This window comes from Cupriavidus pauculus, from assembly GCF_008801835.1.
In the GTDB taxonomy this organism is placed as follows: domain Bacteria; phylum Pseudomonadota; class Gammaproteobacteria; order Burkholderiales; family Burkholderiaceae; genus Cupriavidus; species Cupriavidus pauculus.
The window spans coordinates 147,753-168,555 of the sequence record NZ_VZOW01000003.1 but is presented as its reverse complement, the minus strand read 5'-3'; the positions used below and the strand labels follow the sequence as shown (position 1 = coordinate 168,555).

Sequence of the window (20,803 nt, the reverse complement as noted above, 5' to 3'; positions counted from 1 at the left end):
AGACCTTTGTGACGGAGAAGTAACGTGCTGATTTCCAACGCTTTTGCCCAGACTGCCGGTGCCGGCGGCGCGGCTGGTGGCCTTATGAGCTTCCTGCCGATCATCCTGATGTTCGCCGTGCTGTGGTTCATCATGATCCGCCCGCAGATGAAGCGCCAGAAGGAATCGAAAGCTATGCTGGAAGCGCTGGCCAAGAACGATGAAGTCGTCACCGCCGGCGGCATCCTGGGCCGTGTCACCAAGGTCAATGAGAACTACGTGACGCTGGAAGTGGCCGAAGGCACGGAAATCACCGTGCAGAAGAACGCCGTGACCACCGTGCTGCCGAAAGGCTCGCTGAAGTCGCTCTGACCGGGTCTTTCCTGCAAGCCTGACCCCGGCATGCGTCATGTGGCATCCGATGCCCCGCGACCATGCCCTGCGCAGCCGCCTGGACCAGCCCGCGGATCCTCCGGGATCCGATTCCGGGCGGCCAGGCGGCTGTTTGCCAACCGGTCCGGCCGATCCGGCGTGCTTGTCGCACGACTATCGGCCATGCCAACCGCAATGACTGGCCAAAGATGAATCGTTACCCGCTTTGGAAATACATCGTGATCCTGGTGGCCCTGGCCATCGGCATCATCTATACCCTGCCGAATTTCTTCGGCGAGGCACCCGCCGTCCAGGTCTCGTCGGCCAAGGCCACGGTCAAGGTCGACCTCTCCATGCAAAAGCAAGTGGAGGAGATCCTGGCGCAGAACCAGTTGCAGCCGGACGGCATGTTCTACGACGTCGCCGGCCAATCGGGTTCGGTCAAGGCGCGCTTCCGCACCACGGACGAGCAGCTCCGGGCCAAGGACGTGCTGTCGCGTTCGCTCAATCCCGATGCCAGCGACCCCACCTACGTGGTGGCGCTGAACCTGCTCTCGGGCTCGCCGCGCTGGCTGACCGCGCTGCATGCGTTGCCGATGTATCTGGGTCTCGACTTGCGCGGCGGCGTGCATTTCCTGCTCCAGGTGGACATGAAAGGCGCCGTCGATAAAAAACTCGACAGCCTTTCCGGCGACGCCCGCACGCTGCTGCGTGACAAGAACATCCGTCATGCCGGCATCGACCGCGACGGCGACCGTCTGACCGTGCGTTTCAACAATGCCGACGACGCCAACCGCGCGCGCGCCTTGCTGGCCGACAACCTGCGCGAGCTGGCGTTTTCCGCGGACGGCAACAATATCGTCGGCGTGTTCACCGACGCCGCCCGCAAGGCGGTGCAGGACGCCGCGGTCAAGCAGAACATCACCACCCTGCATAACCGCGTGAACGAGCTCGGCGTGGCCGAGCCGGTTATCCAGCAGCAAGGCGCCGACCGTATCGTCGTGCAACTGCCGGGCGTGCAGGACACCGCCAAGGCCAAGGACATCATCGGCCGCACCGCCACGCTCGAAGCGCGGCTGGCCGATCCCGACGCGCCGCGCAATCCGCGTCCGGGCGACCCCGTGCCGTTTGGCGACGAACTGTTCACGCAAGGCAACGGCGCGCCGGTGATTCTGCGCAAGCAGGTGATCTTCACCGGCGACCGCATCGAAAGCGCGTCGGCCGGCTTCGACCAGAACCAGCGTCCGTCCGTGAACATCAAGCTCGACGCCCAGGGCGGTCGCGTGCTGCGCGACGTATCGCGCGAAAACATCGGCAAGCCGATGGGCATCGTGCTGTTCGAAAAGGGCAAGGGCGAAGTTCTGACCGTGGCGACGATCCAGTCCGAGCTCGGTTCCAGCTTCCAGATCACCGGCTCGTATTCGACCGAAGCCGCCAATGACCTGGCGCTGCTGCTGCGCGCCGGTTCGCTTGCCGCACCGATGGAAATCATCGAGGAACGCACGATCGGCCCGTCGCTCGGCGCGGACAACATCAAGAAGGGCTTCGACTCGGTGGCCTATGGCTTCGGCGCGATTGCGGTCTTCATGGTGCTGTACTACATGCTGTTCGGCGTGTTCTCGGTGCTGGCGCTCGGCATCAACCTGCTGTTGCTGGTTGCGGTGCTGTCGATGTTGCAAGCGACGCTGACGCTGCCGGGCATTGCCGCTATCGCGCTGGTGCTGGGCATGGCGATCGATGCGAACGTGCTGATCAATGAGCGGATCCGCGAGGAATTGCGGGCGGGCGCCTCGCCGCAGATGGCCATCGCTGTCGGCTTCGACCGCGCATGGGCCACGATCCTGGACTCCAACGTGACCACGCTGATCGCCGGCCTGGCTCTGCTGGCGTTCGGCTCCGGCCCGGTGCGCGGCTTTGCCGTGGTGCATTGCCTGGGCATTCTGACTTCGATGTTCTCGGCGGTGTTCTTCAATCGCGGCCTGGTCAACCTCTGGTACGGCCGCAAGAAGAAGCTTCAGAGCGTGGCGATCGGCCAGATCTGGAAGCCGGGCACCGACACCACGCCGGCGGTCAAGTAAGCCAGGACACATCAGGAATACATCATGGAATTTTTCCGCATCAAGCGCGACATTCCGTTCATGAAGCACGCGTTGGTCTTCAACGTGATCTCCTTCCTGACGTTTGCCGCCGCTGTCTTCTTCCTCTGGCACAAGGGCCTGCACCTGTCGATCGAGTTCACCGGCGGCACGGTGATGGAGGTCAACTACCAGCAGTCCGCCGACCTCGAAAAGATCCGCGGCCAGGTCAGCAAGCTCGGCTACTCCGACGTGCAGGTGCAAAACTTCGGCACCTCGCGCGACGTGATGATCCGCCTGCCCCTGCAGAAGGGTCCGGACGGCAAGCCAGTGACCTCGGCCCAGCAAAGCGAACAGGTGCTGGGCGCGCTGAGCGCCGCCGCGCCGGATGTGAAGCTGCAGCGCGTCGAGTTCGTCGGGCCGCAGGTGGGCAAGGAACTCGCCACGGACGGCCTGCTGGCATTGCTGTGTGTGGTCGCGGGCATCGTGATCTACCTGTCGTTCCGCTTCGAATGGAAGTTCGCGGTGGCCGGCATCATCGCGAACCTGCACGACGTGGTGATCATCCTGGGCTTCTTCGCGTTCTTCCAGTGGGAATTCTCGCTGTCAGTGCTGGCGGCCATTCTGGCGGTGCTCGGCTACTCTGTGAACGAATCGGTCGTGATCTTTGACCGGATCCGCGAGAATTTCCGCAAGTACCGCAAGATGTCCACGCACGAGATCATCGACAACGCGATCACGAGCACGATGTCGCGGACCATCATCACGCACGGTTCGACCGAAATGATGGTGCTGTCGATGTTCTTCTTCGGCGGTCCGACGCTCCATTACTTTGCGCTGGCGCTGACGGTGGGTATTCTGTTCGGTATCTATTCGTCGGTGTTCGTGGCCGCGGCGCTGGCGATGTGGCTGGGCGTGAAGCGCGAAGACCTGGTGAAGGGCGAGAAGAAAGGCGGCGACGTCACTGATCGCAACGATCCGAACTACGGCGCGCAGGCCTGACGGCCCGCAGCACCTGACACACGCGAAAGGCGCCTACGGGCGCCTTTTTTGTGGCCGTCATTGCCGTCCGATGCGCGGCGGCATCGGCAAAGGCAAGAAAAAACCCCGCCGCGGCGGGGTCTGGACATCGTGCTGAAGGGAGCGGTGACGACGCGGTGTCGGCGCCGCTCAAGCCTCGACCAGTTGTTCGATCCATACGGCCAGGCGGTCTGATGCGAACGATTCGGTGCGCGGGCCGGGGCGGGCAGTGATCGATTCGCCCTCGCGCGCAAGCTGCAGCGCGCCGCCGGCCTCATCGAGCCACAACAGGACAGCCAGCCAGGCGGCATGATCGGCGGAAACCGCCTCGCCAACCGGCTTCGACACGAACTCGTTCAACGCGCTCAGCGAGGTCCAGGTGATAGCGTCAGCGTCGCGTCGCACCGACGCACCGAGCGCCTCGGCAAGCACCGCGGCCACGTCCGCGGCGCTTCGGCCCGACGCACGCAACTGCGCCAGCTTGCTGCCCACCGCATGGCCGAATGATCCGCTGCGCTGGCTTTCCGCGCCGACCAGATCGGCGTAGTCCAGGCGCTGCCAATCGGGCTCCGCGTTCTGCGCGCCGGACAGCTTTGCGCCCGACAGATAGGTCTCCACCGGCTGGAAGCGGCCCGGGCCGATCAGGCTCGCGCACAGCGCATGCACCATGCCCACGCGCGTGGCCACGGTCTGCGTCTGCAACACCATCAGCTTTTCGCGCACCAGTTGGTCGCGCTCCCTGCGCAGGCCGGACAGCTCCAGCGCCTGCTTCAGTTCCATGCGCAGCGCGGTGATGTCCCACGGCTTCTTGATATAGCGATGGATCTGGCCCTGGTTGACCGCTTCGACGGTCTGGTCGAGTTCCGAGTAGGCCGTGGTCAGGATCCGCACGATATGCGGATAGCGCTCGCGCGCATATCGCAGCAGTTCGTTGCCGTATTCGCCCGGCATACGCTGGTCCGATACCAGCACGGCCAGGCTGTCGGCGTGCGCATCGAGCAGGGCCTTGCCTTCCTCGACAGACTGGCCGGTCACCACTGGCGCCAACTGGCCAATGGCGCGCTGGAAATATTTGACGGCAGTTGCCTCGTCATCGACGAACAGAATCGCCGGGGGTGCCTGCGTAGTATTCAGTTCGCTCATCGATCACTCCTGTGCATACGATTCTTGAAATTGGGGAAATCGAGGGTAACGGTCGTTCCGGCGCCGGGCGCCGAAGCGATCCGGATGCCGCCGCCGAACGACTGCATCACGCGGTTGCAAAAAATCATGCCCATGCCGTTTCCGCCGGCCGATGCATGGGTGGTGACGGGATCCACCAGCAGCCGGTCCATGACCTCAGGCGGAATGCCGGGACCGTTGTCGGCAATGCGTATTTCGGGACGTTCGCCGGCGGCCACGACAAAACGCAGCGATGGGTCCGCCGTACCGCCCAGCGCCCGCAGCGCATTGCTCATCACGGATGACAGCACCAATGCGACGCAGTTGGGCAGCACCGGAACCACAAAATCGCCTTTCAGCTCGACCTGTACCCAGCTACGTTGGTTATCGGCAAATGGATAGCTATCGAGCAGGGATGCCACCAGCGCGCCGGCGCTGACTTCGTTGCCGGCGCCCGGGCGTGGCGCCGCGCCGCCCGCGCTGCTTCGCACCGACTGGAGAAACGACGACAGCACGGCCAGGCAATATTGCGCGTTGTCGTGCATGGCGGCCGCGGCCTGGCCGATCTCCGCGTTGCGCAACGGCGTCACCTCGGTGGCCACGCGCGACTGGATGCCATGCGCGAAGTTGGCGATGGCCGCCAGCGGCGTGTTCAGTTCGTGCGCAAGAAACGCCAGCGTTTCGTCGATCGCCATCAGCCGTTGCTGGCGCATCGTGCGCTCGCGATAGCGTTCGCCGGCCAGGCGCAATAGCTCGCGCACGTCGGCCACGGCAATCGGCTTTTCGAGAATGCGAAACACCTCGCCGGTGTTCACGGTCTCCAGCAGCATGTCCTTGTCCGCATAGGCCGTGACCAGGATCCGCACGATATGCGGATAGTCGAGCGCCACCTGGCGTAACAGGTCGCCGCCGTCCCGTCCGGGCATGCGGAAATCGGTGACCAGCACGGAAATTTTCGCGTGGTTCGCGCGCAGGATGCCGACGGCTTCCTCGGCGCCGCTGGCCAACAGGACCTCGTACTCGCTGCCGACAGCGCGCGCGAAATACTTGCACGCCATTTCCTCGTCATCGACGTAGAGAACCGTGGGGCGCACCTGCGCGATAGCGGTCATCACGGCATTACTCCGCGCGCGGCAAATCGAAGCTGAAGGCGGCCCATTGGCCGACTTCGCTCTCCGCGAACAGCGTGCCGCCATGGCGCTCGATCACCGCATAGCTGATCGACAGGCCAAGCCCCAGGCCCTGCCCCACTTCGCGCGTGGTGAAGAACGGCTCGAACACGCGCGCCAGATGTTCCGGCGCGATGCCGGGACCGTTGTCCCTGACCGTGACATGAAGCCGCTTTTCCTGCCAGCGCACCGTGGTGTGGATGGCGGGATCCTTGGTGCCCGCCTTGCGCATGGCCAGCGCGGCATTGGAGAACAGGTTGATGAGCACGCCGATGATGGCGGCTTCGTCGCCGAGCACCAGCGTATCCACGGGCATTTCGCGAGTCATCTTGACACCGCGCAGCTCGTGCGCGGTCAGGCGCTGCGAGGAATCGAGCGCCTTTTCGAACAGGAACGGCGTGCCTTCCACCTCCGCACCGGGCTTGCGGTAGGCAAAGGTTTTCAGGTCCGAAACGATATGCTGGATGCGCTGCATGCCCTGCTTGGCGTCGACCAAGCATTCCTGCAGCCCGGGCTCGGCCTTCGCCGCCGGCTCTTCCATCGCCACCTCGATGGCCATCAGGCAGAAATTCACCGGGTTGTTGACTTCGTGCAGCAGCCCCGCGGCCAGCGTGCCGATCGCCGCCATCTTTTCCTGCTGCAGCATCTGGCCCTTGATATCGACCAGCTTCCGGTTGATGACCTCGAGCTCGGTATTCTTGTCGGCAACCTCGGCCTTGAGCCGGAACAGCATAAAGCGCGCACGTTCGTTGAAGAACGTGTAGACGCCGCTGGCCGCCGCGGCAAACAACAGGAACAGCGAGTTGACGATGAACGTGCCGACCGGCTCGATGCCGCCCGGGTGCAGCAGGCACGCGGCGGCGTAAAGCAGGTACGAAAGGATGCCGAATACCAGGTTCTGCCACAGCCCGAACGGCAGCGCGATGCCCGAGGCGAAGATCGCCAGGTTCAGGCCCACGTAGTACGGAGATTCGACGCCCTCGGTGCGCGAGATCATCCACGCAATCATGATCTGCGGCAGCAGCAGCCACGTCATGGTCAGCCACGGGGCGAAGCGTCGCCCGGCCTGGCTGTAGAGCGCTACCACCACCGCGGCGATCATCAGCGACACCACCACGCGCGCCACCGCAAACGGCAGCTGGAAATGCGGATACTGGCCGTAGTCGAGCCCGACGCCGAGCATCACCAGCGCGATGGCCGTGTAGGCGCCGCCGCGGCTGAAAGCCAGACGAAAATCGGCGAGTTCCGACTGGTAGCCGGCGTAGAGCTGGTTCGAGCTCACGACCTTGGCAGGCGGCGCGGCCTCGTCCTCAGCGGATAGTGGCTTCGGCGAAGACATTGACGCCGGTTTCATCGACATAGAGTCGGTGGGCATGCGAGTTCTCCGGCAAAAGCGAGGACATTCCCGCCTCGTCGCGATAGATCAGGTACCACTCCAGCAAATGCTCCATCCCGAATTTCTCGGGGTTGTCGGAGTGGACGTTGGTGACCAGCAACTGGCCGCCGGGCTTGGAGCGCGATGCAAAGTACGACAGCAGGCGCGCGCAGACCTTGTCGGACAGGTAGTCGAATAGCCCCGCGCAGTAGACCGCATCGAATTCACGCACGCTGGGATCGTCGGCCGATATGCGGCGCTTGAGCAGTTCGTGCACGGATTGGTGCAGCATCTCCACCGATGCCTTGTGCCCGGCCGCCGCCGCGGAACGTTCGACGGAGTTGCGCGTGTATTCGAGGGTTTCCTCGCTGAAGTCGACGAGCTGGAACGACAGCAGTTCGGGATTCGGATATTCGCGCACGAAGCGCTGGATTTCGAAAGCCGGCCCGCATCCGACGTTCAGGATGCGGAACGTGCGGCCTTCCGCGCGTGCGCGCTCGGCCTGGCGCGTCAGGAAATCGATCAGCAGATCGATGCGGTTGCGGTGCGCCGTGGCCACCGCCGCCTTCAGGAACGCCGTGTTGACGATCTGGAAATACGTGGTCGGGCCTTGCTGCGGATCGCTGAGGATCTGGTTCACCATCTCGTAGTCGCCGGCATAGCCGAGCGGCTTGGTGAAAGTGCGATAGACGAAGGGCGCACGCAGCAGCAACGGATGTAGCGCGGCCTGTGCGTAAGTGCGGTGCACGGGCGCCAGTTCGGGATCGACGCGCTGCGCCTCGCCTTCGAGCCAGTCCAGGTAGGTCTTGACCTTGCCCATCAGCGGCGACGCCAGTTCGTAGAACACGTCCTCGCGCAGCCGCCCTTCCTTCTTGGGCAGCGATTCGGTCAGGTCGACCTGCTCCACCCAGCGCGACACTTCCGACAGGAACGCCCGCATTTCGTTGACCACGATCTGGTAATCGCGCCTGATATTGAAGCGCGTATCCCAGTCCTGCACGAATGTCTCGGCTTCGCGCGCGACCGATTTCGGGGCGTCGTTGACGTCCGTCAGCTCGCGCCATTCGTCGATCAGCGTCAGGGAAACCACTGCGGTCAGGCCGGTGTTTACCAGGCTCATGACGACAGCTTTGCCCAGATAAGCGTTTTTCGCGCCCATTCGCACGGTCAGTTCGCTCAAGACCTCGCTGACCTGGACAATCGAATAGGGATTGTAGATTTCCATCACCAGCGACTTGCGCTGGAGATTGATGATCGTGCCCCGCACCTGCTCGCCCTGCGAGTTGAGGAAGCTAACTACCGGATCGATTTGCGTTTTGGAGTACACGGTATCGCGCCAGGGGAAATCCAAGAAACGCTGTAAGCCGCTACGCCTTCGGGCGTCGGCCAGGTACAGCTAGGCAAAATCTTGCGGCCAACTACCGAAAATCAGGGAATGCAGCCGATGCTCATATTGATGCGCGTGACCTGTTGCGGGAGCGCGCGCGACCGGCGGCACCGGTACGGGCGCGGCCCCAGAGGGTGGGACTGCGGCGAACCATTGTACTGTGGCAGTTCTAAACCGCACAACCGTGCACTCGCGGCCAGAAGTGGGGTATGCCGCGGTCAAAAAAAATGGCCCGGCAACCATGCCGGACCATGTCTTAGGGAAGTGACAACCTCCCAACCGGCGCTAATACGCCGGATTGAAGCGATACGCGATCAGTCGGCCTTGATGGCTTCCACCTGGATCGCCAGCTTCACGTCCTGCTTGAAGCCGTACTTGACACCGTAGTCGAGGCCGAAGTCGGCGCGATTGAACGAGGCCACCGCATCGGCGCCACACGCTTCACGCTTGAGCATCGGATGCTGGATGCACTTGAATTCCTTGATCTCGAGCTTCACCGGCTTCGACACGCCGCGCAGCGTCAGCACGCCGTCCACTTCGGTCGGCACATCGCCGTTGAACTTCGAGAACTTGCCCTTGTACGTGGCATCGGGGAATTGCTGCACGTCGAACATCTCGGCGCTCTTGGCGTGTTCGTTGAGCTTGCCGTTGCCGAAGTCGATCGATGCGGCGTCGATCTTGATGTCGACGGTGCCGGCCTTGGCAGCGCGATCGAGCGTGACCACGCCGGTGGACTTGTCGAACTTGCCGCGCCACTTCGACAGGCCGCCCATGTGGTCGGCCTCGAAGCTCGGATACGTGTGGGTCGGGTCGATGTTGTACGTCGCGGCATTGGCCATGGCGGCGCCGGCGGCAAACGTGGCGGAAGCAGCCGCGGCGGCGGCGATCAGGGTGCGCATCTTCATGGAAAATCTCCCGTCAAAAAGTTGGAGAGTCAAAGCGAAAAAAATCGGCAAGGCGGCGTCGGCAGGAAATCCCGCATCAACCCTTCTTTGCCGGTGTCACGATGTGAAACTTGATCTGTACGTCATCGGCTACGACCGAGGTGTCCTTCCATTCTCCGTCGCCGATATTGAAGACGGTGCGCTTGATCGGCAGCACACCGTCGAATACCTGGGCGCCGCCCTCCTGCCGATAGGTGGCGGGCACGGTGACGTCAACGGTCTTGCCCTTGATGGTCAGCTTGCCGGCCACGTCGAACTTGCCAGCCGCGCCGGCCTTGATGCTGGTGGACTGGAACACGGCCTTCGGGTACTTGCCGGCGTCGAACCAGTCCTTGCCCTTGACCTCCTTGGTGGTCTCGGCATCGCCGATCTCGAAGGTCGACACATCGATCTCGACCTTGGCGGACGACGTTGCCAGCTTGGCCGGGTCGAAGTCGACCGTGGCGTCGAACTTTTTGAACTTGCCTTCCATCGGCACGCCGATCTGCTTGGCGGTGGCAGTGACCGAGCTCTTCGCAGCATCGATCTGGGCCCAGGCGAGATTGGCGGCCAGACCGGCCGTGGCCACTGCGGCCGCCACGAACATCGTGCCGGGACGGGACATGCGTTTCATCTGAGAGACTCCACTGGTGACTGGCCCGTGCGGGCCGTTGATCGGATACAGGGCAATGCGCCTGCAATCCCGCGCGGTCAGCGCAGGAACGGAATCATGCGGCCAAGCGTGCCATCGCGATCGATGATCTGGTGCTTGATGGCTGCGGCCGCGTGCACCACGACGATGCCGGCCATCAGGTAGTTCAGCCAGACGTGCGCAAACTTGAGGATCGGCTTGAGCGTGTCGCTGGCTTCGATCAGCGGCGGCAGTTTCCACAGGCCCAGATACACCACGGGCACGCCCGCCGACGAGCTATAGAGATAGCCGGTGATCGGCACCACCAGGATCAGTACGTACAGCAAATGATGTGCGGCCGCGGCGGCGCGGGCCTGCCAGGCAGGCGTGCCGGGCGCCACCGCGGGCGCTGCATGGGTGGCGCGCCACAGCACGCGCAGCACGGCCACCACGAAAATCGTCACGCCCAGCCACTTGTGCCAGGAATACAGCTTCAGCTTGGTAGGCGTCAGCCCCGGAATGCCGGTCATGTAGAGACCGAGACCGAAGGCGGCAAAGATGCCAAATGCGATCAGCCAGTGCAGGCCGATGGCCGTTGCGGTGTAGCGCGCTTCGCCGCGCGGCCACGCTCCATTGGAACCCATGTCAGTCAATCCCTTCGATTGTTGCTTTCGTTATGGTCAACAGCTGATGCCACCTGTTCCGACGGTCTGCTGCCTCAGGACGTGCCCGCCGTCGCAGCGAATTCTCGCATTATTATGGCGTCCGCATGGCCAGAGAAAGTACGAACTTCATTAAGTTGTTCAAATCGTTTGATGTGACGGAAGGCCGCACCCGTCGCTCGGACGACGATCCTAGCGCGCCGCAGGGCAAAACGGCAGCGGCGATTGGTCGCAGGGCGGCAAGGTCTGTCGATGCGCGGCACAAACAAAAAAGGCCGACCCGAAGGTCAGCCCTTGTTCAGCATGCCCCGCTGAGGTGCGCGGAAACCCCGCGCCCGGCGAGTGTCAGATGCGGTTTGCCAGTTCCACGGCCTTGCCGATATAGCTAGCTGGCGTCATGTCCAGCAGCAGCTGCTTGGCGTCGTCGGGGATCGCCAGACCCTGCACGAACGTCTGCAACGCCTCGCGCGAAATTCCCTTGCCGCGCGTCAGTTCCTTGAGCTGCTCGTACGGATTGGGAACGCCAAAACGACGCATCACGGTCTGCACCGGCTCGGCCAGCACTTCCCAGCAGTTGTCCAGGTCTTCGTTCAGACGTTCCGGATTGGTTTCCAGCTTGCCCAGGCCGCGCAGGCATGCCTCGTACGCCAGCAGGCTGTAGCCGAATGCCACGCCCATATTGCGCAGCACCGTCGAATCGGTGAGATCGCGCTGCCAGCGCGACACGGGCAGCTTTTCCGACAGATGGCGCAGTACGGCATTGGCCAGGCCCACGTTGCCTTCCGAATTCTCGAAATCGATCGGATTGACCTTGTGCGGCATCGTCGACGAGCCGATCTCGCCGGCCTTGGTCTTCTGCTTGAAGTAGCCCAGCGAGATGTAGCCCCACACGTCGCGGTTCAGATCCAGCAGGATCGTGTTGGCGCGCGCCACGGCGTCGAACAGCTCGGCCATGTAGTCGTGTGGTTCGATCTGGATCGTGTACGGGTTGAACGTCAGGCCCAGGCGCTGCTCGATCACCTGGCGCGAGAACGACTCCCAGTCGAACGACGGATAGGCCGACAGGTGCGCGTTGTAGTTGCCGACGGCGCCGTTCATCTTGCCGAGCAGCTCCACGCGCTCGATACGGTCGATGGCGCGCGCCAGGCGCGCGGCCACGTTGGCGAGCTCCTTGCCCAGCGTGGTCGGGCTGGCGGGCTGGCCGTGCGTGCGCGACAGCATCGGCTGGTTGGCGTTGAGCTTGGCCAGTTCCACCAGGCGGGCCTGCACGCGCTTGAGCGTCGGTACGATGACGCCGTCGCGGGCGCCCTTGAGCATCATGCCGTGCGACGTGTTGTTGATGTCTTCCGAGGTGCAGGCGAAATGGATGAACTCGCTCGCTGCCTCAAGCTCGGCGTTACCCTTGACCTGTTCCTTGAGCCAGTATTCGACGGCCTTCACGTCGTGGTTCGTGACAGCTTCGATTTCCTTGATGCGCGCGGCGTCGGCCTCGGTGAAGTTGTCCACCAGCGCCTGCAGTGCGGCCTCGGACTGCGCCGAGAACTTCGGCACATTGGGCAGGCCGGCCTGCGCCAGCGCGATCAGCCAGTTGACCTCCACCTTGACGCGATTGCGCATGAAGGCCGCCTCGGACAGCCATTCGCGCAGCGCATCGGCCTTTGCGGCATAACGGCCATCGATGGGAGACAGGGCGGTGAGCGGCGAAAGGGATGAGGTGGACATGCTGGCAACCGGGAGAAATGGGGGTACAGGGGGCTCGCGCAGGAGGCGCTGGAACCATGGGAAGCGACCATAAGCGGCGATTTCGCCGCTCGTCCTTGCAAAGCAAGGGCCAGGACGGCCAGCGAAGGAGCGCAGCCGCCAAACGCGCAACGCGGGATTTTACCATCGGGCCATGGCGCTGTGCGGCTTGAGATCCGGCAGCCACAACGATCGGCGCGCCACGCTCCATTGGCCCCGCAGTCGCATCGCGCCGCAGGTATACTCCGCCTCGCTTATCGATCAAGGGGAGAACATGAAGCTGTACGCGTCGCAGTCCAGTCCATACGCGCGCAAGGTGCGCATCGTGCTGGCGGAAAAGAAGATCGAGTACCAGATGATCGAGGAGAACGTCTGGTCGCCCGATACGACGATTGGTCAGTTCAATCCGCTCGGCAAGGTGCCGTGCCTCGTCATGGAAGATGGCGGCGCGGTATTCGATTCACGCGTGATTGCCGAATACGCTGACACCCTGTCGCCGGTCAGCCGCCTGATTCCGCAAGGCGGCCGCGAGCGCCTGGAAGTGCGCTGCTGGGAAGCGCTGGCCGACGGCCTGCTGGACGCCGCGTTGCTGGTGCGGCTGGAAGGCACGCAACGCCAGCCGCAGGAACGCAGCGAAAGCTGGGTGGCACGCCAACGCGGCAAGATCGACGCGGCACTGGCCGCCATGTCGGCCGGCCTGGCCGACAAGCCGTGGTGCACCGGCATCCACTACACGCTGGCCGATGTGGCCGTGGGCTGCGCGCTGGCGTATCTCGATTTCCGCTTTCCGGACATCGCCTGGCGCGCGCAGTATCCGAATCTGCTGGCTTTCCAGGAAAAGATCGAGAAACGCCAGTCGTTCATCGATACCGCCCCACCGGCAGCCTGATGCCGCCTTCGGCAATCCATACGACAACGGCCGCGCATGCGGCCGTTTTGCTTACCGGACTACTGGATTACTGGATGATTCCGCCGCCGAGGCAGACATCGCCGTCGTAAAGCACGGCCGACTGTCCCGGCGTGACCGCCCATTGCGCCTCGGCGAACGACAAGTCCAGCGCGCTCGCATCGGCTGCCACCACGGTGCATGCCGCATCGCTCTGACGGTAGCGCGTCTTGGCCGCCATCGCAGCGCCGGCGGCCGGGGGCTCGCCCGCCACCCACGACAAATCCTCGGCATGCAGCGCGGGCGTCAGCAGCCACGGATGATCGTGACCCTGCACCACATACAGCGTGTTGGTCGCCATGTCCTTGCGTGCCACGTACCATGCGTCGCCGGTGCCATCACGGCTGCCGCCCAGCCCGATGCCCTTGCGCTGGCCCAGCGTGTAGAACGCCAGGCCGATGTGCTCGCCCACCACCTTGCCGTCGTCGGTCTTCATCGGGCCCGGCTTGGTCGGCAGGTAGCGATTGAGAAAATCGCGGAAAGGCCTTTCGCCGATAAAGCAAATGCCGGTCGAGTCCTTTTTCTTCGCATTGGGCAGGCCGATTTCCGCGGCGATTTCGCGCACGCGCGATTTGGGAATTTCGCCGAGCGGAAACAGCGTGCGCGACAGTTGCGCCTGGTTCAGCCGATGCAGGAAATAGCTCTGGTCCTTGGTGTGGTCGAAGGCCTTGAGCAGCTCGAAGCGTCCGTTCGCGGCCTGGCGCACACGCGCATAGTGGCCGGTGGCGATGGTGTCCGCGCCAAGCGACATGGCGTGGTCCAGAAACGCCTTGAACTTGATTTCGGCATTGCACAGCACGTCGGGATTCGGGGTGCGGCCCGCCGAATATTCGCGCAGGAAATCAGCGAACACGCGGTCCTTGTATTCGGCGGCAAAATTGACCGCCTCCACATCCACACCGATCACATCGGCCACCGATGCGACATCGAGCCAGTCCTGCCGCGTCGAGCAGTATTCGCTGTCGTCATCGTCTTCCCAGTTCTTCATGAACAGGCCGATCACTTCATACCCTTGCTGCTTGAGCAGCCAGGCAGTCACCGACGAATCGACGCCGCCCGACATGCCCACCACCACACGCTTGCCGCTCACGATGCGGCTCCCGAGGCGGTGGCGGCGGCCGCGGCGATCGGGTCGGCGACGGCGGTCGGATGGGTGTGCAGCATATCGAGTGCAAACCGTTTGCCTGCCAGATAGTCGTCGACGCAAGCCATCAGCAGCGGCGAGCGATGGCGCTCCGTGCACGCGCGCAGTTCCTCAGCGGTCATCCATACGGTGCGCACGATGCCGGCATCGAGCTGGCGGCCTGCGTCCAGCGCGCCGAGGTCGCCCGTGAAGGCGAAGCGGATATAGGTGGTATCGCCCTGGTCGCGCGACGAGCGGCCGCGGCTCATGTAGCAACCGAGCAGCGCGCGCGGTTCGAACGTGTGCGCGGTTTCTTCCAGCGTTTCGCGCACCACGGCGCGGATCAGGCTTTCACCGGGCTCGAGATGGCCCGCGGGCTGATTCAGGCGCAAGCCGTCCGGGGTTTCCTCTTCCACCATCAGGAAACGGCCGCCGCGTTCGATAACGGCGGCAACTGTGACGCTGGCATTCCATTCTCGTGACATGATGCACATTTTTTAAGCAATCGGGCATTTTACCGGTTGCCGTCGAAACGTGCATCGTTCTACCCCGTCACGCAGCCCGCGCGACGGTTGCTGGCGGCAGCAACGCCATCGCTGCGTCCAGCTGTGCCGCCAGCGTTTTCGATGCCGGCATCAAGGGTCGACGCACTTCCGCGGTGGCCACACCGCACAGCGCCAGAGCCGCCTTGACCGGCGCGGGATTGGGTTCGGCGAACAACAGGCCGATCAACGGCGACAATTGCCGGAACAGCGCGCGGGCGGCCTCTTCGCGCCCGGTGCGCGCCAGTTGCAGCAGCCGCACAAACAGCTCTGGGCGTATATGCGCGGCGGCCGGCACGATGCCCGTACCGCCGCGCAGCAGATGCTCGAGCATCGACGCATCGTCGCCGCAAAATGCACCGATGCGGTCCTGCATCGCCAGCGTGCGCAATCCGGCCGCATCGCACTCCTTGATGGCGACGATCTGCGGATGCGTCGCCAACCGCCAGACAAGCTCTGGCGACATCGTGCAGCCCGTGCGTTTGGGCACGTTGTAGAGCATCAGCGGCTTGCCGGTCTGGCCGGCCACACTGCGCATGTGCCAGGCGATGCCTTCATCGGATACGCGCAGATAGTACGGCGGCGGCACGAGATATCCGGCCAGCGCCAGACGATCGAGCTTGCGCACCTGATCGCACACGGCATGCGTGGCCACGCCGCCGACGCCTGCGATCACCGGCACCGCGCCATCGACGGCTTCGAGCACGGCGGCAGCCAGCATCGAACGCTCGGCATCGGTCAGCAGGCCGCCCTCGCCGGTCGTGCCAAGCACGATCAGGCCGTCGACGCCAGCCGCGGCGTAGTGCGCGGCCAGACGCTGGGCCGTATCGAGTGCCACGCGATCATGTTGCAGCGGCGTGATCATCGGCAGCCACAAACCCTCGGCCAGCGCGCCGCGCGGCGCCTCACTGCGCGCCATGATCGTCTCCCAGCACCGACGCTGCGCCGAATTCCGCCGCCGGCAGCGCGGTCATGATCGCGTGCATTGCCGCATCGCGATCGGCACGTTCCACCTCCACATGCAGCGAGGTTTCGCCGTGGCGATGATCGACCTGCACGACGTAGATCCGCGCCATGCTGCCAATCGCGCGATGCAATGTCTGGCGCAGCGCAAACACCTGCGCCGACGACACCGCCAGCCGCAGGCGAATCCACTGATCGTGCGAAGGGGCGCGGCGTCGCGGAATCGAAGCAAACGCTACGGCGAGACTCGATGACTGTCGCATAAGGCGTGGTCCACGTTGCGCGGACCTTCTGTTGAACATGGCTTTATGCTAGGGATGCGCGCGTCAAGCTTGTGCATCGATTGCCGGGACGCGCATCAAGATCGCGTAAAGCCCGTAGCGTCAGAACGTCTTGGTAATCGAAGCAAACGCCGTCGCCTTGCCCAGATAGCGGCCGCGCGAATTGGTGTAGACACTCTTGTCGGCATTGCTGCCGATATACGCGACGGCCAGCGCGAAGCCGTGGCCGAGGTCACGGGTCAAGCCGATTTTCCAGTCCGTGTACGACGCATCGCTGAAATGCTGCACGCCCTGGTATCCCACATGCGCATTGAGCGTGAGATCCCACACGTTGAGCGGAACGTTGGCCGTGAGGTCGATGTAGTAACTGTTCTTGCTGTCGGCAAAACCGAACAGGTTGGTCACGGCGTGTGAATACTTGAGAAACACGGGCCCCCAGCCGACACCGGCGTAAATTTCCGTGGTGTACGGACGCGTCGCGGTATAGCCGCCCGGATAGTAGTACTCGAGCACGCCAACGTCGTAATTTATGTCCTGCTCCGCCAGCTTGAACGTATTCCGGAAGCCGCCGTAGAAATCCATTTCGACCGGCGCCGACACCGATGCGTCGGCGTCGCCGAGCCAGCTGATGCTGGAATTCCAGTTTCCGAGATAAAAACCGCTGGCGTGCGCATAATCGAAGCCGCCCTGCACGGCCGGGCGCCGGTCAGTCTGGCTGATACCGCGATATCGATAATCCGAAACCAGCGACACATTGGCGGTGAACGCATGCGGCGAGGTATTGGCGGCGTCCTGCGCTGGGGCCGGGACTTCCTGTGCCAATACCGAGGAAAACGGCGCTGCAAGCAGCACGCAGGCGGCCAGCGCGGCGGGCGCGGAAGTGAACAGTCGAGTTGCAATCATGAGGGAGCGATAACGTGAAGGCGTGAAGGCGTTTGAATGAACATCGCGAAAGCGACGCAAGCGCCACGATATCGATCCGCGCATCAAATCGGCGTCAAGAAATACTGTGATGTCGATGTCATTTGGTAAAAGCGTAATTAGAGGCAATCGGGCCCGAATGAAACGAGCCATTTCATTCCGCGAAAAAATGAGTCTCGACGAAAGCACAAATCGCTGACCACCCAGTCACCACCGGACGTAAGTTTCGGGTAAGCTGCGCAAAAATTGATGCTGCGTTCCGCGCTGCACCAACGGGCGAGGACGTTGGCCCGACCAATACATAAAAACGCCAGACAGGAGAAATTGACGATGCATATCGGCATCCCGCTCGAGACGCGGGCAGGTGAGACGCGTGTCGCCGCCACCCCTGAGACCGTCAAGAAATACGTCGCGCAGGGCCATCAGGTCACGGTGCAGTCGGGCGCAGGCGTACGCGCCAGCATTCCCGACGCCGCCTTCGAAGCCGCCGGCGCTCGCATCGGGTCCGTCGCCGACGCACTGGGCGCGGAGCTGGTGCTGAAGGTGCGCGCACCGGACGACGCCGAGCGCGCGCAGATCAAGCCTGGCGCCGTATTGGTCGGCATGCTCAATCCGTTCGATGTCGAGAACAACGCGCGCATGGCCAGCGCCGCGATCACCGCATTTGCGCTGGAAGCCGCGCCGCGCACGACGCGCGCGCAGAGCATGGACGTGCTGTCGTCGCAGGCCAACATCGCCGGCTACAAGGCCGTGCTGGTGGCCGCGCACCACTACCAGCGCTTCATGCCGATGCTGATGACCGCGGCCGGGACCGTCAAGGCCGCGCGGGTGCTGATCCTGGGCGCGGGCGTGGCCGGGCTGCAGGCGATCGCCACGGCGAAACGCCTCGGCGCGGTGATCGAGGCATCGGACGTGCGCCCCGCCGTCAAGGAACAGATCGAATCGCTCGGCGCCAAGTTTCTCGATGTGCCATTTCTGACCGACGAGGAACGCGAGATCGCCCAGGGCGTGGGCGGCTACGCGCGTCCGATGCCTGCGGACTGGATGCGCCGCCAGGCCGAACTCGTCCACCAGCGCGCCACCCAGGCCGACATCGTGATCACCACCGCGCTGATCCCGGGCCGCAAGGCGCCGGTTCTGCTGGCCGAAGACACGGTCAAGCAGATGAAGCCGGGCTCCGTGGTCGTCGATCTGGCAGCCGCGCAGGGCGGCAACTGCCCGCTGACCGTGCCCGATGAAGTCGTGGAGCGCCACGGCGTCGTCCTGATCGGCCATACCAACCTGGCCAGCATGGTGGCGGCCGATGCGTCGGCGCTCTACGCGCGCAACGTGCTCGACTTCCTCAAGCTGATCGTCGACAAGGACGGCCGCTACACCCTCAACCTCGAAGACGACATCGTCGCCGCCTGCCTGATGTGCAAGGACGGCCAGGTCGTTAGGCAGGCCGCCTGATTTCCGCGATGACACGCTGGCGCGGACCGGACCGTCCGCGCCGCCATCGCTGCCGCGGCGTCGGCGCACCTTGATCTTGCAGTGGCGATCCTTGCAGTCCCGATCGACGTGACGCACGGCAGCACGTATTCGAAAGCAACGGAGGAGAAGTCGATGGAGATGGTGAACCACACGGTGATCAACCTGATCATCTTTGTGCTGGCGATCTACGTGGGTTACCACGTGGTGTGGACGGTCACACCGGCGCTGCACACCCCGCTAATGGCCGTGACCAATGCGATCTCGGCCATCATCATCGTCGGCGCGATGCTGGCGGCCGGCCTGACCGAAGGCGGCGTGGGCCGCATCATGGGCACGCTGGCCGTGGCGCTGGCCGCCGTGAACGTGTTTGGCGGCTTTCTGGTGACCCAGCGCATGCTGGAGATGTTCAAGAAAAAGGAACCGAAAGCGAAGGCGGGATCGGGCGCAGGCAAGGAGGCGGCGTGATGGAACTCATCAGCATGAACCTTGTGACGCTGTTGTACCTGGTGGCGTCGATCTGCTTTATCCAGGCGCTCAAGGGCCTGTCCCACCCCGCCTCGGCGCGCAAGGGCAACACCTTCGGCATGATCGGCATGGCGATTGCCGTAGTGACCACGCTGGCGCTGATCGTCAAGCTCAAGAACGAATTCATCGCCGCAGGCGCGGCGCAATCGTCGATCGGCACCGGCCTGGCGTTGATCTTCGGCGCACTGGTGGTGGGCGGCGGCATCGGCGCCTATGTGGCGCGCAAGGTCGAAATGACCAAGATGCCGGAACTGGTGGCGGCGATGCACTCGCTGATCGGTCTTGCGGCGGTGTTCATCGCGGTGGCCGCGGTGGCCGAGCCGGCAGCGTTCGGCATCACGCCGGCCGGCTCGCATGCGATTCCGCTGGGCAACCGTATCGAGTTGTTCATCGGCTGCTTCGTGGGCGCGATCACGTTCTCAGGTTCGGTCATCGCGTTCGGCAAGCTGTCGGGCCGCTACAAGTTCCGCCTGTTCCAGGGTGCGCCGGTGGTGTTCGCCGGGCAGCACTGGCTGAACCTGCTGCTGGCCGTCGCGATGATCGGCTTCGGCGTGATTTTCTTCATGTCGCAGGCATGGCTCCCGTTCCTGATCATGCTGGCCATCGCGTTCGTGCTGGGCGTGCTGATCATCATCCCGATCGGCGGCGCGGACATGCCGGTGGTGGTGTCGATGCTGAATTCGTACTCGGGCTGGGCGGCGGCGGGCATTGGCTTCTCGCTGAACAATCCGATGCTCATCATCGCCGGCTCGCTGGTCGGCTCGTCGGGCGCGATTCTGTCGTACATCATGTGCCGCGCGATGAACCGCTCGTTCTTCAACGTGATCCTGGGCGGCTTTGGCGGCGACACTTCGGCGGCGGCCGCGGGAGGCGCGCAGGCGCAGCGCAATGTGAAATCGGGCTCCGCCGACGACGCGGCATTCCTGATGAGCAACGCGGAAACCGTGATCATCGTGCCCGGCTACGGCCTGGCGGTCGCGCGGGCGCAGCATGCGCTCAAGGAATTGACCGAAAAGCTGACCGAGCACGGCGTGACCGTGAAGTATGCGATCCACCCCGTGGCGGGGCGCATGCCGGGCCATATGAACGTGCTGCTGGCCGAGGCCGAGGTGCCGTACGACCAGGTCTTCGAGATGGAGGACATCAACAGTGAGTTCGGCCAGGCCGACGTGGTGCTGGTGCTCGGCGCCAACGACGTGGTCAACCCGGCGGCCAAGACCGATCCGAAATCGCCGATTGCGGGCATGCCGATCCTGGAAGCGTACAAGGCCAAGACCATCATCGTGAACAAGCGCTCGATGGCGGCCGGCTACGCGGGCCTGGACAACGAGCTGTTTTACATGGACAAGACCATGATGGTGTTCGGCGACGCCAAGAAGGTGGTGGAGGACATGTTCAAGTCGGTCGACTAATCTGCCGTTAATACTGACAGGCCGCTCGTCCGGCGTGTGAATAAAGCAGCGCGCAGACCTGTCATCAATAAAATCGAACTACTGCGGCCAGCAACCAACGCTGGCCGTTTCCTTTTGCGTGGT

Annotated in this window: 20 protein-coding genes; 7 read left to right on the top strand and 13 right to left on the bottom strand. The window is 63.6% G+C overall.

Translation table 11 applies throughout. The features are described from left to right. The first annotated feature begins 24 nt into the window (after nt 1–24). From yajC to secF, 3 genes are all read left to right on the top strand, one after another. Nucleotides 25–351, top strand: a complete 327-nt coding sequence (gene yajC, locus F7R19_RS05255; RefSeq protein WP_061955498.1) for a preprotein translocase subunit YajC — start codon at nt 25–27, stop codon at nt 349–351. A 209-nt stretch (nt 352–560) separates the two neighbouring features. After that, a complete protein-coding gene (gene secD, locus F7R19_RS05250) occupies nt 561–2,429 on the top strand; it encodes a protein translocase subunit SecD (protein WP_061955496.1) in 1,869 nt (622 codons plus the stop codon). A gap of 24 nt (nt 2,430–2,453) precedes the next feature. Continuing rightward, the gene (gene secF, locus F7R19_RS05245; protein WP_061955494.1) at nt 2,454–3,428 is read left to right on the top strand and encodes a protein translocase subunit SecF; all 975 of its coding nucleotides are present in this window, start codon (nt 2,454–2,456) and stop codon (nt 3,426–3,428) included. Between the two features lie 168 nt (nt 3,429–3,596). On the opposite strand, the gene F7R19_RS05240 is transcribed toward secF, so the two are convergent. The 8 genes from F7R19_RS05240 to purB all read right to left on the bottom strand — a co-directional run bounded on the left by F7R19_RS05240 (nt 3,597) and on the right by purB (nt 12,476). After that, nucleotides 3,597–4,589: a response regulator gene (locus F7R19_RS05240; RefSeq protein ID WP_061955492.1), complete on the bottom strand. Its 993-nt coding sequence runs from the start codon at nt 4,587–4,589 to the stop codon at nt 3,597–3,599. Continuing rightward, a complete protein-coding gene (locus F7R19_RS05235; RefSeq protein WP_170292559.1) occupies nt 4,586–5,719 on the bottom strand; it encodes a hybrid sensor histidine kinase/response regulator in 1,134 nt (377 codons plus the stop codon). Before F7R19_RS05235 ends, F7R19_RS05240 begins: the two co-directional genes overlap by 4 nt. A 7-nt stretch (nt 5,720–5,726) precedes the next feature. Next, nucleotides 5,727–7,058: a sensor histidine kinase gene (locus tag F7R19_RS05230; protein ID WP_061955558.1), complete on the bottom strand. Its 1,332-nt coding sequence runs from the start codon at nt 7,056–7,058 to the stop codon at nt 5,727–5,729. A gap of 28 nt (nt 7,059–7,086) precedes the next feature. After that, nucleotides 7,087–8,478 carry a class I SAM-dependent methyltransferase gene (locus F7R19_RS05225; protein ID WP_150979567.1) on the bottom strand — a complete coding sequence of 464 codons (1,392 nt, stop codon included), beginning with the start codon at nt 8,476–8,478 and terminating at the stop codon, nt 7,087–7,089. A 374-nt stretch (nt 8,479–8,852) separates the two neighbouring features. After that, on the bottom strand, nt 8,853–9,443 hold the full coding sequence (locus tag F7R19_RS05220; RefSeq protein WP_061955488.1) for a YceI family protein: 591 nt from the start codon (nt 9,441–9,443) through the stop codon (nt 8,853–8,855). A gap of 76 nt (nt 9,444–9,519) precedes the next feature. After that, nucleotides 9,520–10,095, bottom strand: a complete 576-nt coding sequence (locus tag F7R19_RS05215; protein ID WP_061955486.1) for a YceI family protein — start codon at nt 10,093–10,095, stop codon at nt 9,520–9,522. A 77-nt stretch (nt 10,096–10,172) separates the two neighbouring features. Then, the gene (locus tag F7R19_RS05210; protein ID WP_150979566.1) at nt 10,173–10,736 is read right to left on the bottom strand and encodes a cytochrome b; all 564 of its coding nucleotides are present in this window, start codon (nt 10,734–10,736) and stop codon (nt 10,173–10,175) included. Between the two features lie 363 nt (nt 10,737–11,099). Next, the gene (gene purB / locus F7R19_RS05205) at nt 11,100–12,476 is read right to left on the bottom strand and encodes an adenylosuccinate lyase (protein ID WP_150979565.1); all 1,377 of its coding nucleotides are present in this window, start codon (nt 12,474–12,476) and stop codon (nt 11,100–11,102) included. A 292-nt stretch (nt 12,477–12,768) separates the two neighbouring features. Between purB and F7R19_RS05200 the strand changes: the two genes are divergently transcribed. Continuing rightward, nucleotides 12,769–13,383 carry a glutathione S-transferase C-terminal domain-containing protein gene (locus F7R19_RS05200; protein ID WP_061955556.1) on the top strand — a complete coding sequence of 205 codons (615 nt, stop codon included), beginning with the start codon at nt 12,769–12,771 and terminating at the stop codon, nt 13,381–13,383. 67 nt (nt 13,384–13,450) lie between these two features. On the opposite strand, the gene mnmA is transcribed toward F7R19_RS05200, so the two are convergent. From mnmA to F7R19_RS05175, 5 genes are all read right to left on the bottom strand, one after another. Then, nucleotides 13,451–14,530, bottom strand: coding sequence for a tRNA 2-thiouridine(34) synthase MnmA (gene mnmA, locus F7R19_RS05195; RefSeq protein ID WP_150979564.1), 1,080 nt, complete (start codon nt 14,528–14,530; stop codon nt 13,451–13,453). Next, nucleotides 14,527–15,057 carry an NUDIX hydrolase gene (locus tag F7R19_RS05190; protein ID WP_150979563.1) on the bottom strand — a complete coding sequence of 177 codons (531 nt, stop codon included), beginning with the start codon at nt 15,055–15,057 and terminating at the stop codon, nt 14,527–14,529. Before F7R19_RS05190 ends, mnmA begins: the two co-directional genes overlap by 4 nt. Nucleotides 15,058–15,115: 58 nt before the next feature. Next, the gene (dapA, locus tag F7R19_RS05185) at nt 15,116–16,024 is read right to left on the bottom strand and encodes a 4-hydroxy-tetrahydrodipicolinate synthase (RefSeq protein WP_150979562.1); all 909 of its coding nucleotides are present in this window, start codon (nt 16,022–16,024) and stop codon (nt 15,116–15,118) included. Beyond that, nucleotides 16,011–16,331, bottom strand: coding sequence for a hypothetical protein (locus F7R19_RS05180; RefSeq protein ID WP_150979561.1), 321 nt, complete (start codon nt 16,329–16,331; stop codon nt 16,011–16,013). Before F7R19_RS05180 ends, dapA begins: the two co-directional genes overlap by 14 nt. Nucleotides 16,332–16,451: 120 nt before the next feature. After that, nucleotides 16,452–17,252, bottom strand: a complete 801-nt coding sequence (locus tag F7R19_RS05175) for a TorF family putative porin (protein ID WP_061955471.1) — start codon at nt 17,250–17,252, stop codon at nt 16,452–16,454. A 348-nt stretch (nt 17,253–17,600) separates the two neighbouring features. On the opposite strand from F7R19_RS05175, the gene F7R19_RS05170 reads away from it, so the two are divergent. The 3 genes from F7R19_RS05170 to F7R19_RS05160 all read left to right on the top strand — a co-directional run bounded on the left by F7R19_RS05170 (nt 17,601) and on the right by F7R19_RS05160 (nt 20,680). Then, complete coding sequence (locus F7R19_RS05170; protein WP_150979560.1) at nt 17,601–18,722, top strand: Re/Si-specific NAD(P)(+) transhydrogenase subunit alpha; 1,122 nt, start codon at nt 17,601–17,603, stop codon at nt 18,720–18,722. A 153-nt stretch (nt 18,723–18,875) separates the two neighbouring features. Then, nucleotides 18,876–19,208, top strand: coding sequence for an NAD(P) transhydrogenase subunit alpha part 2 (locus F7R19_RS05165; protein WP_061955554.1), 333 nt, complete (start codon nt 18,876–18,878; stop codon nt 19,206–19,208). Continuing rightward, nucleotides 19,208–20,680, top strand: a complete 1,473-nt coding sequence (locus F7R19_RS05160; protein WP_061955466.1) for an NAD(P)(+) transhydrogenase (Re/Si-specific) subunit beta — start codon at nt 19,208–19,210, stop codon at nt 20,678–20,680. The genes F7R19_RS05165 and F7R19_RS05160 overlap by 1 nt, the downstream gene beginning before the upstream one ends. Nucleotides 20,681–20,803: the final 123 nt, after the last annotated feature.

Excerpts from the sequence above, each read along its gene's own strand:
- secD (WP_061955496.1), top strand. The coding sequence starts at position 561 with ATGAATCGTTACCCGCTTTGGAAATACATCGTGATCCTGGTGGCCCTG.
- secF (WP_061955494.1), top strand. The coding sequence starts at position 2,454 with ATGGAATTTTTCCGCATCAAGCGCGACATTCCGTTCATGAAGCACGCG.
- F7R19_RS05240 (WP_061955492.1), bottom strand. The coding sequence starts at position 4,589 with ATGAGCGAACTGAATACTACGCAGGCACCCCCGGCGATTCTGTTCGTC.
- F7R19_RS05235 (WP_170292559.1), bottom strand. The coding sequence starts at position 5,719 with ATGACCGCTATCGCGCAGGTGCGCCCCACGGTTCTCTACGTCGATGAC.
- F7R19_RS05220 (WP_061955488.1), bottom strand. The coding sequence starts at position 9,443 with ATGAAGATGCGCACCCTGATCGCCGCCGCCGCGGCTGCTTCCGCCACG.
- F7R19_RS05215 (WP_061955486.1), bottom strand. The coding sequence starts at position 10,095 with ATGAAACGCATGTCCCGTCCCGGCACGATGTTCGTGGCGGCCGCAGTG.
- F7R19_RS05210 (WP_150979566.1), bottom strand. The coding sequence starts at position 10,736 with ATGGGTTCCAATGGAGCGTGGCCGCGCGGCGAAGCGCGCTACACCGCA.
- purB (WP_150979565.1), bottom strand. The coding sequence starts at position 12,476 with ATGTCCACCTCATCCCTTTCGCCGCTCACCGCCCTGTCTCCCATCGAT.
- F7R19_RS05200 (WP_061955556.1), top strand. The coding sequence starts at position 12,769 with ATGAAGCTGTACGCGTCGCAGTCCAGTCCATACGCGCGCAAGGTGCGC.
- F7R19_RS05190 (WP_150979563.1), bottom strand. The coding sequence starts at position 15,057 with ATGTGCATCATGTCACGAGAATGGAATGCCAGCGTCACAGTTGCCGCC.
- dapA (WP_150979562.1), bottom strand. The coding sequence starts at position 16,024 with ATGGCGCGCAGTGAGGCGCCGCGCGGCGCGCTGGCCGAGGGTTTGTGG.
- F7R19_RS05180 (WP_150979561.1), bottom strand. The coding sequence starts at position 16,331 with ATGCGACAGTCATCGAGTCTCGCCGTAGCGTTTGCTTCGATTCCGCGA.
- F7R19_RS05175 (WP_061955471.1), bottom strand. The coding sequence starts at position 17,252 with ATGATTGCAACTCGACTGTTCACTTCCGCGCCCGCCGCGCTGGCCGCC.
- F7R19_RS05170 (WP_150979560.1), top strand. The coding sequence starts at position 17,601 with ATGCATATCGGCATCCCGCTCGAGACGCGGGCAGGTGAGACGCGTGTC.
- F7R19_RS05165 (WP_061955554.1), top strand. The coding sequence starts at position 18,876 with ATGGAGATGGTGAACCACACGGTGATCAACCTGATCATCTTTGTGCTG.
- F7R19_RS05160 (WP_061955466.1), top strand. The coding sequence starts at position 19,208 with ATGGAACTCATCAGCATGAACCTTGTGACGCTGTTGTACCTGGTGGCG.